The organism is Gardnerella phocaeensis (assembly GCF_048545075.1).
GTDB classification, from domain to species: Bacteria; Actinomycetota; Actinomycetes; order Actinomycetales; family Bifidobacteriaceae; genus Bifidobacterium; species Bifidobacterium vaginale_J.
This window is the reverse complement of the sequence record NZ_JBKQXS010000002.1, coordinates 409,333-425,876: the sequence shown is the minus strand read 5'-3', so window position 1 is coordinate 425,876 and position 16,544 is coordinate 409,333. Positions and strand designations below refer to the sequence as shown.

The window sequence follows — 16,544 nt, the reverse complement described above, 5'->3', positions numbered from 1 at the left end:
CGGTCCCATTCCGAACCCGGAAGCTAAGGCCTGACACGGCGAGGGTACTGCACTCGATAGGGTGTGGGAGACTAGCACGCTGCCGCATTAATCTTTCTAGCGGGGAGTTTTTAACTCCCCGCTTTTTATTATTCCCACACTATTATTATTTATTCCCCACTACTGTTTTTTGGGGTTATAGGCCGAAAAGTGTGTAAAGTTAAGCTGATGAATATTCTGCGTGTATAAGCCACATTTTAAACACTGTTACAAATTCAGTCGAGTATCCAAAGAAAGTAACGGTCATTACTCAAATACTGTTACAAATTCAGCCGAGTATCTGAGAAAGTAACGGTAATCACCCAAACACTGTTAATAATTCAGTTAAGTATCTGAGAAAGTAACGGTCATATGTTACTCGCGCAGTATGTAATCTACGTTAATAACGAATAAGCGGGGTTATACGTTACTCGCGCAGTACGCTATCTGCGCCAGTAACGGAAAACGACCGAAACTGTGCAACGGTGTAAAGTTTATGCCGCTTCACAGCTAGATTCCGACCAAAACTTTACAAACGCGCGCAGCGCGACGACCTGCCGAAGCGCTTAAAGCGTAGCGCGCGAAGGCAACTCGGAGCGGAAACTCGCTCAGGTTGGAAGTCCAGTGGACTTCCAACGCGAGTTTCGTAGCGAGCACGTATAGTGCGAGCGTCGCCTCGCAAACGCCGGAGAAAAACTCCCGTGAATGTTCCATAAAACTCAAAAACGATTTTTTCTTTACAGCGTTGTAAAAGAAATAACGCGCTATTCTTTATGCGCTCAAACAGGCCGTCGCGCATACCAGTCACAGCAGAATTCCTAATGAACTACCACACAAACCTGCCCTGCCTTCGTATTTTTTGACGAAGGCAGACCTCGCTTGCGTTGAAAGCACACCGTGCTTTCAACCCTGAGCAAGCTCGGCGCGCAAATGTAGCGATAATAGTAGGGGTCAATATTCTAAAATACTGACCCCTACTATTATTTTGTAAACTGCTTATAATTTACAATTTTGTTTATTTTTATTTTGCATGTGCAAAATTTGAAAGTTTTGCAGCTTTCTTTTCTCTCTTTTTTATGACAATTCCAACTATTGAGCAAACTATTACAGCCACTGCCAACGGCGTATAAAGGTAATATGTAAAGCCACAAGTGTAATTATCTGAAGGAAGTACATGACGGAGCTCTGCATCATAATTCATAAGAAGTGATGCGGCTGCCAAGATGAGTGCAAATATAATATTTGCAACAGGCTTATTTAAAAGCGTAAACAATAGTATAAAAAGTATCGCTACAATCAGTGTAATTATAAGTACAATATTTAGTATTGCTTCACCTTTATCAAAGTTGTACCCATGATAATTGTCTTTCATTAAGAAATATAATCTAAGATTTTCTAATATCGATAAATCTACAGCGTCAATACGTTTAAAACCTATTTCTTCTGCAAGGAAGGCATTCGGATTTGACAGCAAAAAATTCCTGCATTCTCCGCATGATGAAGAATATGGTAGAAATAATCCAATTAAGCCAATTCCGCTAAAAATGAGATTAATAATCTGGTGAGTTTTTATTTTTTTCATATTTTCCTACCTATAAGACTATTTAGAGTTGTTAATTTGTTTTTTTGATTTAATATTTTATCAGCAAGATTTAGAATTTGCCTCATGGTAGTGATTAAATGATGATAGTCGGTGCAGAAGCAAGTGAGCTTTGAGTATTCTTTGAGTATTAAGGTATTGCCCCGATTGCAATTGGGCCAGCAATTGAGTTGATAATTGGGCTATCAATTGAAATAAAATCAAGTAATTATTCTGCAAATTTCATACAAGGAGTAGGTATGAATAAAGCCCTTATTAACATTGATTATACGAATGATTTCGTGGCAAGCGATGGCTCTCTGACTGTAGGTGAGCCTGCGCAAAAGCTTGAGAAGCGTATTACCGAGATTTCGCAGGAATTTCTTGACGCTGGTGAGTTCGTGGTTTTTGCGATTGATACGCATCATTTGAACGATCCGTATCATCCTGAAACTAAGCTTTTCCCACCTCACAATATCGCCGGAACTCACGGTCAGAAGTTATATGGCACGCTTGGTGATTTTTATGAGGCGAATAAAGATAAAAGCAACGTGTATTACATTCATAAAACTCGCTACTCTTCGTTTAATGGCACGGATTTGCTGATTAAGCTTCGCGAACGACATATTGAGGAGCTGCATTTGGTGGGAGTTTGCACGGATATTTGCGTACTTCACACTGCTGTCGATGCGTATAATCTTGGTTTTAAGATTGTGGTTCACAAAGATGCAGTTGCAAGCTTTGATCCTGCAGGTCACGAATGGGCTTTGCGCCACTTTAAGACTTGCCTTAATGCGGATATTGTAGAAGGCTAAAAGTTACTTTTAAAAAATATTAAATAAGTATTAAATTATTAAATAATTGCGCTGGTTGCTTTAAGCTGCCGGCGCTTTTTTATTCGGAGTGTCGACTTGCTATTAATGAGAATCATTATTATTATTAGTAGACGTTGTTAAAATCTTCAATAATTATTTGCGAAAAGAAGAGCGCATATAACGATAAGAAGATGAAGTGTAGAGAGCGAAATAGTAATTATGACTCAGGTCATTAGGAATATTGTGAAGCGTGCTTTTGCAATGGCAAGTGTTGCAATACTTGCGTTTGCCGTGCTTGCATCAGGATTTAGTGCAGCTTTACCAGCAGTTGCATTAGAAAATAGTAATCCTGGTGAAAAATACGATCCTACAAAAAAAGAAGTGCTAAGTCACGGTCATACAGACGTGTTTTACCCAATTCAATACAATGGTAAATTCATTATGACCGTCGAAAAAGACGCTGAAACTTTCTTAAAGCCTGAAAACACTACTTTGCGCGTAGCAAAAAGCACATACACTACAAAATCGCAACTTCCTTCTCTCGCTACTGAATACTACTATCTTGATAGCTCCGGAAATCAAAAAGGAAATCCTCTCTTCCCGGGTTGGGACACAAGTTATGCTGCAACTTTAGTTGGTGCATCTCACGCAGATGACGCAACAGCAGATATTGCAATTCAGCAAGTTACTGGACCAATGAACGGGCGCATTCTGCTTTGGACTACCGGTGGCATTGGTAAAAATACGAAGAAAGTATCATTTGAAGAGAATGATTTAGACGACGAACCTGATACTGATGGCAGTCGATTTATGCTCCCTGGCGTAATTCACCAACATACTGCTGGTCATATGCATGCAAACTGGGGATTTACGCAGCCTGGCGTTTACAAGCTAAAAGTAGCAGCAACTATTACAAATAAGAACACTAAAAAGCAGATCACAACCGAGCCTGCAGAATACACTTTTGAAGTAGAAGACACATATTCTGGCGAAGTGCCTGCTTCTGGTATTACGGAAACGCTTGATTTGCACCGTCGCGGTGATTTTATTAATCCTGACGATGATGAAGAAGCGCACGAAGCTTCCAAAGAACATAAAGACACGGATAAAGACGATGGTGGCGATATGCGCATCGGCAATATTCGCGATTCTGGAGAACACCCACATTATCATTCATACGAAGGTTATGGCGGTTTAGATTTAAAAGTAGTTAACAAACCAAAGGGTGCTCGTATTGAGTGGAGATATGTGCGCGCTGACGAAGGTCCTGACGCGTATGGAACCACTCTTTTTGCTGAGAGATTGCAGCTTCCAGCTGAGCCTGCAATGAACAAGATGAAAGTGTATGCTCACGCAACTGAAGGCGAAACGCAAGTTGGCAAAGATACTGCGTCTGCAACCATCGCCGTTGAAGATCACGGTGCTGACGGACATCCTGTAGTAAAAGCGATTGTTCCTTATAAGCGTTTTAAACCAGGGGATACTTTACACGCGAAAGCAGTATTGCTTAATCCTCATGTTGCAACCGATGCTACTACCGGTGATCCAATCGATGACCCTACGAATCCTGTAACTTCCATTGTTAAAGACTATGTTTGGTTGATTAAAAAGGAAGGGGAAAACGAATTTAAGCGCATTCCGGGTGCTGTGAGCAGCAAGTTGGAGCTAAAACTTGATGCATCAATGCAAGGTGCGACTATTCGTCCTTCCTTAGTTTTAAAGAACGGTGAGCTTTACAGAAATAGCAAATTTGATGAGTTTTGCGATTATGTTATTGAGATGAAGGGCGTTCCTCACTCTCATAACAATGATGGCGATGATGATCAAAGCGGTTCTGATTCTGAAGATGATGAGAATCCTCATGGGAAAAAGCGTCATGAGAAGCGTCATAAGAAGAGCAATAATAAGCATCATAATAAGCGTAGAAATAAGACTAAGCATTTTGTTGGTGGAAAGAACTTTTTGAAAGGTGTATTCGGTAGCACTGAAAATTCTGGACTATTCGGATCTAGTTTTAACAGTGGATTCCAATTCGAATCTAATTTCTTTAAGAAATCCAACAAAAAATTAAAGCGCACAAAGAATAATCGCAATAATACTAACCGCACTAATCGTAAGAATAATTCTAAGAATAATTCTAAGAATAATACGCAAAGTGGTTCTAGCTCTGGTTCTGGTTCTGGCTCTGGCTCTGGTTCTGGCTCTGGTTCTGGTTCTGGCTCTGGTTCTGGCTCTGGCTCTGGTTCTGGCTCTGGTTCTAGCTCTTTTACGAGAACAGAAAATTCAAGCGGAAAATCGTCGCATACTTCATCGCGACGAACTTCTGGTGGAACTCATACTAAGAACAAGAGCTCTAAGAAAAGTGGGCAAACTTTTCGTAATTTCGTAAGAACAGATAATAATTCTGGAAATAGTTCCGGCAATAATTTCGGCAATAATTCTGATTTTGTTAAGAATAATGAACGCCATGCTTCGCAGGATGTAAGGCAATACGACGAAGAATCTGATGAAGCTTATGAAGATGATTCAGATGATACGAAAGGTAATAGTTCCTCGAATAAATTGGTTGCAGTCGCAGCTTCAAGCGCGAGCGTTGGCTTATGCACAATAACTGGCGCATGTGGCGCATTGGTACGTTCTAAATTGAAATTGTTGTAAATAGTATTCGTATTATTACTAGAAAGTTTAAATAATGAATTACAAACAAAATGAAACATTGCGAGCAAAACGAAAGAATGTATATTCTACTGCGTTGCTTGCGCTCATATTTTCTTTAGTAACTTTGGTTGCATCTTTGTGTGCACCAAATCCAATGCAGGAAACTGCTTATGCTAATGAAGGCAACCAGCCAGTTATGATTCAAGCAGGTCATGCTGATTTTGGACCGACGCTAATCGACGGCAAATGGAAATTGAAGATTCGCGATGATACTGGTGACGAACCAGTGTGGCGAGACCCAGAAAATGTGGTATTTAAATTAGGCGGCAATTCAATAATTCCTATGCCTGATGACGCTGCTTACAGTTTTATTGGCGAAAAGCCTGGAACGAAGCTGTATGTTATTCCACAAACTCAAAATCCTGATGTGCCGTGGCTTGGTTGGAATACGCAGGAAGGTGGAGTGCTTAACGAGCTCGATCGTGGTGCGAACCTTTCGCTTGAAGGAGTAAGCGGTCCAGGCAAATTGCACGTTTACTTAGAAAATGGCAACAATAATCCACAGCAACTTTGGGATAGTACTAAAGGTTATCCGCAAAACAGCTGGATTGAAACCAATGCTCATACTCACGTGAATTGGGTGTTTTCTAAGCCTGGAATTTATCATGTGAAGCTTACTTTTTCTGGAAAACTTAAAAATGGACGTTCTGTAAGCGATACGCGTGTTCTTAATTTTGCAGTTGGAGATAATGCTGATCCTAATGCCGCTTTAGGTGCGGGCGCTGCTGCTGGAGCAAGTGGCGACGAGGGTGACGATGGCGACGAAGAGGATCAAGATGAAGAAGACAACGATGAAGCTGGAAAAGATGAAGCTAGCCATCATAACAAACTTCTTCACAACAAGCATAAGCACTCTCACAAAGTATCTGAAAAAAGTGACGATACAGCTTTAGTTCTTCAAATCGTAGGTATTTTTGTGGCTATTATTGCCGTAATTATTGTGATTTTTGTGCTAATAGCTGTAGTTAAAAGCAAGAAAGCACGAAATCTTGCGCTCGCTAAGCAAGTTTCTGCACAAGCTAATCAACAGTATGCAAATAATGCAAATTATGTGAATAATGCAAATGGCGAAAGTGCTTTGTCGGATTTAGTGCGTGATCAAGAAACGACAGTAATGTCGCCAATTAATAATTCTCAATATTCTCAATCGGACGATATGCAATCTGATGGTACTCAGTGGAAATAATGGTGTAACGAAAATGGTTCGTAATAGTATAAAGAAATTATCTCGCGCTTTGTTGGTGGGCGTGTGCTTGTGCGGCATGATGATGGGAACGCCTGCAGCTTTTGCTGACAATGGTAGTGACGCAACTGTTGCAAGCGGAAAGAAATCTTCTAAAGATTTTGCCAAAATAAAGAAAGCCAATTTTGAAGCGTGTGCCGCTGCTCGCTTAGATAAAACTGCTTCGCAACCTGCGGCTGATAGTAAAGCTACAATGTGCCACGCGTATGAAGGTCATACTGACGTTTTTGCAACTTTCTTTGATACTACAAATAAGCGCATGGTATTAGGTACCTTGGGTGATTCGTTTGAAAGTAAAGATCATAATGGCGCTCGTTACGATACGAATCGACTTATTTTTGAAGTCGGCTCCAAAAACATCATGCAACTTTCAAAAGATGAGAGCAATCCGGCAATAAAAGAAATCTACGCAACAACTCGCGAAGGTGTAGTTTGGTTCTTTGATCAGTCGGGAGCTGATAAGACTGGCGCTTTGTGGCCTGGTTTAGATACTAGACCGTTATATGAGGGAGCTGGTGCTGCAAAAGTTAATCCAACAGTTAAATTGTCGCTAACTGGTATCGAAGCACCTCACGACGGCGAAGTTTTTATGTACACTCGCAGCGGTGACGATTATGATAAAATGCTCGGTTCTGCTGAAAACTGGCCGAAAGATGTTGAAATTACTGAGAATGGTGGCAAGCATTCGCACATGTATTGGTCTTTTAACCGTCCTGGTGTGTACAAGTTAAAAATGAAGGCTACTGCTGCCGTCGGTGACGATGAGCAAAGTTCCGAGCAGACTTATACATTCCATGTAACTAATCATGATGTAACAGCTGGCGATTTTGCTGATTATGATGGCGCATCTTTTGACGGTGACGAAGATGGCGAAGACGAAGAAGATTCAGATGATAATGACGATGAAGATTCTCAAAGTGAGGATCACAGCATTAATTTGCAACAAAGTAATGGATCTTTCTTCATTAACGGCAACAACAATACTGTGTATGTGACTCCATGGCCTGGAGCAAAAATGCAGCAACAAGGGCTTTTTGGAGGAAATAGCGGACTCTTTGGGGGCAATAGCGGGCTTTTTGGAGGGAATAGCGGACTCTTTGGAAGCAATAACGGTGGTCCTTTTAATGGGGGACATAACTCTAAAGACGGAAAGCAAGATCCTCAAAAGCAACAATCTGCTGCAACAAAGTTCAAAGACATCAAGGGTGACAAACTTGTTATAGACCACGGTCACGTTGATATTGCTGTATATACTGGCGATTCAAATAATGTTGATATGGCTGTGCAAGAAGATGTGACAGGAAGCCACGTCTTTAGAGACACAGACACAGTTGTATTCGCAGTTGGTGATGCTGGTAAAACTAACGGCGTGTATCGCATACCGCAAACACAAATTGATGGTGTGCCATGGATGGGTTGGAATAATCAGTCTATGAATCCGCATAAGCCAACTCAATTGAGCCTAACAGGAGTTGAAGGTCCTGGAAACGTGCGCGTTTGGATGTTCGGAGGCTTGGGCGGTGGAGATAAAGAGATTTTCTCCACTCAAGGAGCAACAGATTATACGATACCTGCAAATACGCATGCTCATGCGAATTGGGATTTCGACAAACCGGGATATTACACATTGCAATTCCAAGCTTCCGACGGAAATTCTACAGTAACTCGCAATATTCACGTTGCTGTTGGTGTAGATCCACAAGAAACGCCAATGGGGTATGCTGACGGCGGTGGAAAGGATGAAAAAGAGAATCCACAAGGCAAAAATGGTGGGACTCCTACACCTCAGAATCCAGTAAAACCTACTAATTTGCTTCGTTCTGGCGGAAATAATGGCGGTCATGGAAACGGTGCCGTTGGTGGAGGAAATTCTTTTGTTGGTGGTCGTGGTTTTGGATCAAATAATTCACACTCTGGAAAACAATTGCCAAGAAAAGCTAAAAAGCATAAAGGTCTTGTTTCAAAAATTAGTAACAAGAGGCTTGCTAAAAGTTTGTACCGACAGAAGTTGAACGATAATGACGATGTTGTGAAGTCTGAAGCAAAAGGTGTAACAGGATTATTTAAGCGAAATCCTTTACTTGCTTATTCGCTTCTTGCTGGTGGAATTATTGCTGTGCTTGGCGTTTTGGGTGCAGGAATTTGGTATCTACACAAGCGTGGGCTTGTTAGCTTCAACTGGTTGTTGCGCTATTAAGTTGCACTATTAGGTTGCACTATTAGTAGTAGGAGTGTGTAAGGGTGATTCGTAAGCCCAAAAAAGTAAAGCAAACTTTGTTCTCTTCGCTTGCTGCAATTGCATCCGTTGCGCTTATTTTGCCGCTTTCTGCTTGTGGTAGTGCTAACGGGAATCGTGCAGGACATCGCGATGGTCGCATTAATGTAGTTACAACTACAGGCGTTTTGCGCGATATGGTGGCGAATGTAGCAGGTGATGCTGCAAATGTGAGCTCAATCGTGCCTGATAATGCAGATCCGCACTCTTACGAGCCGCGATTGCGTTCAATTCGAGACGTTGTGTATGCGGATGTGGCTTTTAGTAATTACATGATGCTTGAGGAGCATGGTGTTATTACTGCTTTAGATGCGAATTTGCGAAAAGGCGTGCCGAATGTGCAACTTGCTGAAGAAAGCGTGAAACATGCGGCGGATATTATTCCAATGGTCGAAGATGTGTCATTAGACACTATTTGGCTTGGTCTTGCTACAGAACGCCAAACTTCGCAGCCGGTTGAAGAAGCTAAAGACGCTAAAGAGCAGCAAAAATCTGAAGAGAAATCTCAAAAGAAATCTGATAAGTTGCAGTCTTCTCAAGTTTCTCAGTCTTCGCAATCAAACGCTCCTTCAACTGTAACGAAAGAAGGACGCGCTACTGTAATAAAGCCAAAAGCATACAACATGAAGCGTTCGGACAGGATCCGCTTAACTGCAACTAAAGTAACCGGTCCTGGTTCGCTTTTCGCTTACCTTACTGGCACTTTTGGAAGCGTAGAAACTTACGTTAATTCAGCAAACGGAATTAACGATGAAGATCATGTGGATTTGCCTGCTGACGCGCACACGCATTTAAGTTGGGCTTTTAGTAAGCCAGGAGAATACACTCTCGATTTCCACGCAGATATGCTCAATGCTCAAAACGAAAGAGTTGCAAGTTTAGGAAACGCAACTATGCGTTTTGCTGTCGGCATTAACGCGCAGAAATTAGCGAAAAAGCGTGGAGCTAGCGTAGTTTTGAATCAAGGTCATGCAGATTTGGCTTACGATTTAGCTAAACGCGGATTTTTGTACAGAGTTGATACTTTGCAAGAAAAGCGGTCGGTTGCGCCAAAGCGCGTATACTATGAGCCGCGAGACGTAGTAGTAGAAGTGCCGACTAATGCTTTAAAAGAAATTCCAGCTGAACAAGGCTATAGATTCCTTGGATTTGCAAGGCAGAAAATTTATCAACTTCCACAAGCTGTTCTTGGAAAACATGTTCACGGAGATATTGATCCGCATTTATGGCAGTCAGTGAAAAACGGAATTGCTTATGTGCGCACAATTGCGGACCGCTTGTGCGAAGTAGATCCTAAAAACGCTCGCAAATATCGCGCAAATGCGGATCGGTATATTAACAAACTTCTCGACGTAGATGCTTATATGCGTAAAAAAGTTGCGTCAATTCCAAAAGAACGTCGCAACTTGGTTACAACGCATGACGCTTTTGCATACTTAGGTAAAGCTTACGGTGTAAATATCGCAGGATTTGTAACAATTAACCCTTCAAGCGAGCCAAGCGTGCAAGATAGGCGTAGGCTTTCGCAAATTTTGCGCGACTTGGAAATTCCTGCAGTGTTTTTAGAGCCGAATTTGATTTCTCGCTCGTCTGTACTTAAAGAGCTTGCAGCTGAAGCGCATGTGAAAGTTTGCCCAATTTATGGTGACGCTTTCGACGCGAATGTGCGAACTTACGCGGATATGATGCGAGCTAACGCGGATTCTTTAGCTAAATGTTTGAAGTGAAAGTGTTAAAGGTAGTAAATATGGAAGAAAATGCAGTAATTTGCGCACAAAATTTGAATATTTCGTACGGGAATCGCGCTGTTGTAAAAGACGTTTCTTTTACCATTAATAGTGGCGAATTCGTGGGATTGCTTGGCGCAAACGGTGCCGGTAAAACGACGCTATTTCGTGCAATTATGGGTTTGATTCCACATACTGGAAAACTCGAAGTGCGTGCTCCTCATATGGAAGGTGCGAAACTTAATTCTCGCGTATCTTACGTTGGATATGTGCCTCAACGTCACGATATTGCGTGGGATTTCCCACTTTCTGTTTTAGATGTAGTGATGATGGGTAGGATTCGTCATATTGGTTACGTTCGTCGCGCTAAAAAAGAAGATTACGAGATTGCATTAAACTCGCTTGAACGCACAGGAATGGCTGATTTTCAAGATCGAACGATTGGAGAACTTTCTGGAGGTCAACGTCAGCGCGTACTTGTTGCTAGAGCATTGGCTGGAGAGCCGCGTTTGCTTCTGTTAGACGAACCGTTTACTGGACTCGATATGCCTACTCAGGAGCTGCTTACCGATTTGTTCTTAAAATTGTCTGCTTCTGGTGAAGCAATTCTCATGAGCTCGCACGATATTATTGGCTCAATTAACTCATGCTCGAGAATAATGCTATTTGATGGCACTATTGTGGGCGACGATGATCCGCAACATTTGCAAACAGAACAGTGGGTACGAACCTTCCACGTAGCTCCGCAAAATCCGCTTATTAAAGCAGTTGAGCGCGTAATTGGTAAGGAAAGTGTGGTAAAAGAGTAATGTTATCTCCAATAGAATTTATACAAGATTTAACAAATCCTGACCTTTGGTTTTTGCTAAAAGCGCTTATTGTAGCGTGTCTTTCTAGCGTAATTTGCGGTGTAGTTGGATGCTACGTAGTACTTAGAGGAATGGCGTTTATTGGAGATGCTGTAGCTCACTCAGTATTCCCAGGACTTGCGATAGCCTTCGTATTGCAAGGAAATCTGCTATTTGGAGGAGCGCTCGCAGGAATTGCAACCGCGCTAATCGTATCTATTTTTAGCCAAAATCGCAGGCTTCGCGAAGACTCATTTATTGGCGTATTTTTCGTATCTGCTTTCGCTCTTGGAATTGTGATTATTTCTAAAGCATCCGGCTACGCAGGCTCTTTGGAATCCTTCTTGTTTGGCTCGATTACAGGTATTCCTGATTCAGATATTGCTGTTGTCGCTGTTACTGGTTTGATTATTTTGGCTATATTATGCATGTTCCACAAAGAGTTTGTTTGCGTATCGATGGATCGCGAAACTTCGCGCGCAATGGGATTGCCAGTTGCCTGGCTAGATGGAATGTTATACGTTTTGGTGGCGATTGCTGTAGTTGTTTCCGTGCAAATTATTGGAAACGTGCTTGTGCTTGCTCTGCTTGTGACTCCTGCTGCAACTGCGCGACTGCTTACGGATAGGCTGTCGAGAATGATGATTTTAGCTCCTGTTATTGGCTGCGTTTCGTCGATTGTTGGAATGTATATTTCGTGGAGTTTTGATACAGCAACAGGCGGAACAATTGTGCTCGTAGCAACCGCTCTATTCGTGCTCGCTTGGGCGTGCTCTCCTAAACATGGGTTGATTGCAAAAGTAGGTCGTAGCGTAGGTTTATAGCGTGCGGCACAATAGAAAGCATGGTATCAAAAGGAAAACCTTCGCCAAGAAGTGCAGTAAAACCACTCAGTGATGAGCAAGTAAAGCTTTTAGCAAGTAAACACAATTTAGTTGATCCAACGTATTACTATCCGGCAGGAAAACGTAAGCCAAACCAGGCAGAAATTGACGCGCAAAATCCTAAAGCCGCCGAAAGGTTGCTCGAAGGAACGTCGCGCGTATTGCGTTCGCGTTGCAAAGTAAAGGCGTGGGGATTAGAAAACGTGCCAGAAGAAGGCGTGTTTATTACCGCTTGCACACACGTGACGATGTTTGACGTTTTCATACCTATGACCGCACTATTCCACCAAGGACGCAGGCCGCGCTACATGGCAAAAGCGGAACTTGCGCACTGGCCAATCTTAGGCAAATGGTTCCAGCTAGTAGGCATGCAGTCTGTGCCGCGCAGAAGCGGAAAAGCGCGCGAAATTGAGGAAGAATCAATCAAAATCCTCACAAACGGAAGACCTTTAAGCATTTGGCCAGAAGGCACATTAACGCGCGATCCTAAAAAATGGCCTATGAGCATGAAGCCCGGAGTTGGAATAATCGCTCTCGAAGCATCGCGCAGGCTCGGACATCAAATACCGCTATTTTGCGCTGTCACATGGGGTGCTGCAAGCATTAATCACTGGTGGCCGTGGCCGAAGAAAAATGTTGTAATGTGCTACGATACTCAGCTTGATTATTCCGACTTGCTGCAGGGAAGCGAAAACTGGGGGGAGATGCCTCCAATGGAATCTGCTGAAGAGTTGGCTCGTCGCGTGCGTGTTCGTATGACGCAAATTATGGAAGAAATTCGCGGCGAAAAAGCGCCTGAAGGATACTTCGATTACAGGCAGATGAAACGCGTTACGGAAGAATAAAAAATATACGGAAGAATAAAATAAAGTATCTTTTTAAAATCCCGTAAAGCGGCATGTGTAGAATTATGTAATAGTGTGATTACAAATAAAAATAGCTATACAGTAGCTTATAAAACTCACAACCGAAAGGCAGGACGTAGAACATGAACGTTACGGTGTTGGGTGCTGGTGCTTGGGGAACTGCGTTTGGACAAGTGCTTGCGGATGCAGGAAATCAAGTGACAATGTGGGCAATAGAGCCGGAAATTGTTGAAGGAATTCGCGATCATCACCATAACGGCGTGCGCTTGCCAAGCGTGGAAAAACTTCCAGAAAACATGACTGCAACTGGGGATCGCGCAGAAGCTGTTGCGAACGCGGATATTGTAGTCGTGGCGATTGCAGCACAGTTTGCTCGCGTTGCGTTAGCAGAATTTGTGGGGCTGATTCCGCAAAATGCGATTGTTGTTTCGCTTATGAAAGGCATCGAGCGCACAACAGGAAAGCGTATGGATGAAGTTGTTTGCGAAGCTTTGAACTTACCGCGTAACCGTTTTGCTGCACTTTCCGGACCAAACTTAAGCAAGGAAGTTGCTTCTCGCCACCCGGCTGCAGCAGTAGTTGCTTGCGCAGAAAAATCTCAAGCAGAAGTAGTTGCAAAAGCATGCTCAAACAGCTACTTTAAAGCGTTTGTATCAACAGATGTAATCGGCGTAGAAATGTGCGGCTCGCTTAAAAACGTTGTTGCGCTCGCAGTTGGTATGGCTCGAGGCGCAGGATACGGCGAAAATACTGCAGCTATGATCGAAACGCGTGGTCTTGCAGAATTGACAGCACTGGGCGTTGCAGAAGGAGCAGATTCTCGCACTTTCGCAGGTCTTGCAGGCTTTGGTGATTTAGTGGCAACTTGCGGATCCCCTCTAAGCCGTAACTACACTTTCGGTGCAAATCTTGGAAAAGGCATGAGCGTTGAAGAAGCAACTGCTGTAAGCAATGGCGTTGCAGAAGGTGTGCCAACCACAAGCGCAGTAGTTGCAATGGGCAAGCGTTTGGGCGTTGCAACTCCGCTCGCAAGTGCAATGGCTCGCGTGCTTGAAGAAGGAATCTCCTGCCAAGAAATGCTCGCAATGCTTTTCGATGAAGACGTTTGCGAAGAGTAAGTAGCGTTTGCGAAGAGTAGCGCGCGTAAATAATAAAAACTAATCCAAAATAATTAGAATAATTCAAAAATATATAAAGGAAAAAAATGACGAAAAAGCGTGTAGTGTTCTTGTATGGCGGTAAAGCAGACGAGCATTCGATTTCTTGCATATCTGCTGCTGGAGTGCTCAGTGCTGTAGACGAAAGTCGTTTTGATATTATTCGCATTGCGATTACTAAAAAAGGCGAATGGATTGTTGGCGGCGAAGATCCTCGTAACTTCCACATGGAAGAAGGCGAGTTGCCAGTAATCACAAAAACCGCTGGAACGCGCGATGTTGTGCTTGACCCTGCAAAGGGTGCAGACGGATTTTTGGTGCGAGAGGCAGACGGTACGCTTGAAAGTTTAGGTCATATTGACGCTGTTTTCCCAGTTCTTCACGGTCCGAACGGTGAAGATGGCACTTTGCAAGGCTTGCTAGAAATGATGCAAGTGCCGTACGTTGGTTGCGGAGTATTGGCTTCGGCTGCGTGCATGGATAAATACTACGCAAAGCAGCTGTTTAAGGCTGCCGGAATTGACGTGGCTCCGGGAATCGCGTTGGATGCGCGCAAGTTTGCAAGCGACTCGTCGAATCACTTTGCTGCGTACACAAATGAAATTCTTGAGCAGGTTGAAGCTGCGAAACTCGAGTATCCGCTTTTTGTAAAACCAAGCCGTGCAGGATCTAGCTTTGGAGTTACAAAAGTTGAATCGCGCGATGCTAAAGCTTTAGCAGATGCCGTTTATGAAGCTTCAAAGCACGATTGGCGAGTGTTGGTAGAGCAAGGAATTGACGCGCGCGAAATTGAGTGCGCGGTTCTTGCAGCTCGCGATGGCGAGGAGCCGAAAGCAAGTTTGCCAGGCGAAATTGTGCTAGACAAGCGCGAGGCTGGTGAAGACCAGTTCTACGATTTTGACAGCAAATACATGGATTCCGCAGCTTCGCACGTTGAAGTTCCAGCAAATCTTCCTGCGGAAACTTTGGAGCTCGTGCGTAAAACGGCGCTCGCAGCATTCAAAGCAGCAGACGGTAGAGGATTAAGCCGTGTTGATTCGTTTGTGACTCCTGAAGGTCATGTGATGATCAACGAAATCAACACAATGCCTGGATTTACGCCAATTTCCATGTATCCAAAAGCTTGGGAAGCAACTGGAATAAGCTATAGCGATTTAATTACAAAGCTTATTGAAGGTGTGCTTAAGTAAGCGTGAATAGCGCGAGCAGCGCAAGTAATGCGAGTAATGCAAGTATCGCAAGTGCTGCAAGTAGCGCAAATGCCGCAAGCAGCGCAAACTTAGCACACGTCAAATAAAAAAGCGAAAAATCCAAATAAAGCGTAAAAAATAATAAAAGGATGAGTATGCAAGATATACAATATGACGACCAATATTTGTTGGCGCAAAAGCGACAGGGAACTATTGGAATGTCATTATGCGTGTTCATGGTTGTGTGGATTGCTTCTGTATCTGTATTAAGTGCATGCTTTCCATATTTTTTGCCTAAAGAATTTTTAGAAAAATCTATTGGAACAATATTAGTATCTGATATTGCGCAATATTTAATAGCGATTCCTATTGCAATACTGATTATGCGATCAGTACCAATTCTTGCGTCGCGTGAATTTCCTATGTCTTTGCGGCAATTTTTGGGATTCTACGCAGTTAGTGTGCCAGTTGCGTGCTGCGGAAGCTTAATTGGTAAAACATTAGCCTCAATTATTACAGACGGTAAAGCAAAAAATCGCATTTCGGAAACTATTGTGTCTGGAAATATGTGGGAAGCGCTTGTATTCGTAGTAATTCTTGCTCCTATTGTGGAAGAATGGTTTTTTAGAAAGCAAATACTTTCTAGATTGCGTGCGTATGGCGAAAAGAAAGCAATTGTGTTCTCTGCTTTAGCTTTTGCGTTATACCACATGAATATATTCCAATTTTTCTACGCTTTCGGGCTTGGGCTTATTCTCGGCTACATGTACGTGCGCACTTCTAAATTGCGTTACAGCATATTTCTTCACATGATTGTGAACTTCCAAGGAAGCGTTGTCGCTTTATGGTTACTAAAACAGATGACGGATGCAAAAGGAAATCTTATAGAAGTTGACAAACTATCAAATGAAGAGTTAATGAATTTGCCTTCTGGATTCGTGCTAGCTGGATTATATAGCATATTTGTGTTTGCAGTGCTTATAGTTGGAATAGTATTACTTGTTCGCAATCGCCGATATTTAGTTTTCTATGATGCGCCTTTGGAATTGCCTAAGAAAGATAATTTGAAATCGCTTTATGGAACTGTAGGTGTAATTACATTTTTGATTATTTCTGTGATTCTTAATGTGATGATGCTTTTTTCGTAGCTGCTATTTTTAGTAACTGTTATTTTTGTAACTGCTATTTTTATTTTTGGCAACTATTATTTTTAGTAACTGTTAT

General features: G+C 42.6%; 12 protein-coding genes and 1 rRNA gene. 12 read left to right on the top strand and 1 reads right to left on the bottom strand.

The features are described 5' to 3' along the window. A 5S ribosomal RNA gene (gene rrf / locus ACJV2T_RS04320) occupies window positions 1-88 on the top strand; the annotation flags it as partial. 951 nt (window positions 89-1,039) lie between these two features. On the opposite strand, the gene ACJV2T_RS04315 is transcribed toward rrf, so the two are convergent. Further along, entirely contained in the window at window positions 1,040-1,600 is a 561-nt protein-coding gene (locus tag ACJV2T_RS04315) for a hypothetical protein (protein ID WP_419399254.1), read from the bottom strand. Window positions 1,601-1,857: 257 nt separating this feature from the next. Here ACJV2T_RS04315 and ACJV2T_RS04310 point away from each other — a divergent pair, with 257 nt between their 5' ends. The 11 genes from ACJV2T_RS04310 to ACJV2T_RS04260 all read left to right on the top strand — a co-directional run bounded on the left by ACJV2T_RS04310 (window position 1,858) and on the right by ACJV2T_RS04260 (window position 16,468). After that, the gene (locus ACJV2T_RS04310) at window positions 1,858-2,412 is read left to right on the top strand and encodes a cysteine hydrolase family protein (protein ID WP_004118531.1); all 555 of its coding nucleotides are present in this window, start codon (window positions 1,858-1,860) and stop codon (window positions 2,410-2,412) included. Window positions 2,413-2,631: 219 nt separating this feature from the next. Continuing rightward, a complete protein-coding gene (locus ACJV2T_RS04305) occupies window positions 2,632-5,070 on the top strand; it encodes a choice-of-anchor M domain-containing protein (RefSeq protein WP_419399253.1) in 2,439 nt (812 codons plus the stop codon). A 34-nt stretch (window positions 5,071-5,104) separates the two neighbouring features. Continuing rightward, complete coding sequence (locus ACJV2T_RS04300; protein ID WP_415687927.1) at window positions 5,105-6,316, top strand: TIGR03773 family transporter-associated surface protein; 1,212 nt, start codon at window positions 5,105-5,107, stop codon at window positions 6,314-6,316. A 13-nt stretch (window positions 6,317-6,329) separates the two neighbouring features. Further along, complete coding sequence (locus ACJV2T_RS04295) at window positions 6,330-8,570, top strand: choice-of-anchor M domain-containing protein (RefSeq protein ID WP_419399252.1); 2,241 nt, start codon at window positions 6,330-6,332, stop codon at window positions 8,568-8,570. A 44-nt stretch (window positions 8,571-8,614) separates the two neighbouring features. Continuing rightward, a complete protein-coding gene (locus ACJV2T_RS04290) occupies window positions 8,615-10,375 on the top strand; it encodes an anchored repeat ABC transporter, substrate-binding protein (protein ID WP_419399251.1) in 1,761 nt (586 codons plus the stop codon). A 20-nt stretch (window positions 10,376-10,395) separates the two neighbouring features. Further along, entirely contained in the window at window positions 10,396-11,184 is a 789-nt protein-coding gene (locus ACJV2T_RS04285; RefSeq protein ID WP_410309329.1) for an anchored repeat-type ABC transporter ATP-binding subunit, read from the top strand. After that, entirely contained in the window at window positions 11,184-12,047 is an 864-nt protein-coding gene (locus tag ACJV2T_RS04280; protein WP_419399250.1) for an anchored repeat-type ABC transporter permease subunit, read from the top strand. The genes ACJV2T_RS04285 and ACJV2T_RS04280 overlap by 1 nt, the downstream gene beginning before the upstream one ends. A 20-nt stretch (window positions 12,048-12,067) precedes the next feature. After that, window positions 12,068-12,952, top strand: coding sequence for a lysophospholipid acyltransferase family protein (locus ACJV2T_RS04275; RefSeq protein ID WP_419399249.1), 885 nt, complete (start codon window positions 12,068-12,070; stop codon window positions 12,950-12,952). A 143-nt stretch (window positions 12,953-13,095) separates the two neighbouring features. Then, a complete protein-coding gene (locus ACJV2T_RS04270) occupies window positions 13,096-14,091 on the top strand; it encodes an NAD(P)H-dependent glycerol-3-phosphate dehydrogenase (protein ID WP_016636822.1) in 996 nt (331 codons plus the stop codon). Between the two features lie 86 nt (window positions 14,092-14,177). Next, window positions 14,178-15,320 (top strand): D-alanine--D-alanine ligase family protein, encoded by a 1,143-nt coding sequence (locus ACJV2T_RS04265; protein WP_419399248.1) that lies wholly within the window; start codon window positions 14,178-14,180, stop codon window positions 15,318-15,320. 155 nt (window positions 15,321-15,475) lie between these two features. Then, window positions 15,476-16,468: a CPBP family intramembrane glutamic endopeptidase gene (locus ACJV2T_RS04260; RefSeq protein ID WP_419399247.1), complete on the top strand. Its 993-nt coding sequence runs from the start codon at window positions 15,476-15,478 to the stop codon at window positions 16,466-16,468. The last annotated feature ends 76 nt before the right edge of the window (window positions 16,469-16,544 follow it).

Coding starts and splice junctions, on each gene's coding strand:
- ACJV2T_RS04260 (WP_419399247.1), top strand. CDS start 15,476: ATGCAAGATATACAATATGACGACCAATATTTGTTGGCGCAAAAGCGA.
- ACJV2T_RS04300 (WP_415687927.1), top strand. CDS start 5,105: ATGAATTACAAACAAAATGAAACATTGCGAGCAAAACGAAAGAATGTA.
- ACJV2T_RS04315 (WP_419399254.1), bottom strand. CDS start 1,600: ATGAAAAAAATAAAAACTCACCAGATTATTAATCTCATTTTTAGCGGA.
- ACJV2T_RS04285 (WP_410309329.1), top strand. CDS start 10,396: ATGGAAGAAAATGCAGTAATTTGCGCACAAAATTTGAATATTTCGTAC.
- ACJV2T_RS04270 (WP_016636822.1), top strand. CDS start 13,096: ATGAACGTTACGGTGTTGGGTGCTGGTGCTTGGGGAACTGCGTTTGGA.
- ACJV2T_RS04280 (WP_419399250.1), top strand. CDS start 11,184: ATGTTATCTCCAATAGAATTTATACAAGATTTAACAAATCCTGACCTT.
- ACJV2T_RS04310 (WP_004118531.1), top strand. CDS start 1,858: ATGAATAAAGCCCTTATTAACATTGATTATACGAATGATTTCGTGGCA.
- ACJV2T_RS04265 (WP_419399248.1), top strand. CDS start 14,178: ATGACGAAAAAGCGTGTAGTGTTCTTGTATGGCGGTAAAGCAGACGAG.
- ACJV2T_RS04275 (WP_419399249.1), top strand. CDS start 12,068: ATGGTATCAAAAGGAAAACCTTCGCCAAGAAGTGCAGTAAAACCACTC.
- ACJV2T_RS04295 (WP_419399252.1), top strand. CDS start 6,330: ATGGTTCGTAATAGTATAAAGAAATTATCTCGCGCTTTGTTGGTGGGC.
- ACJV2T_RS04305 (WP_419399253.1), top strand. CDS start 2,632: ATGACTCAGGTCATTAGGAATATTGTGAAGCGTGCTTTTGCAATGGCA.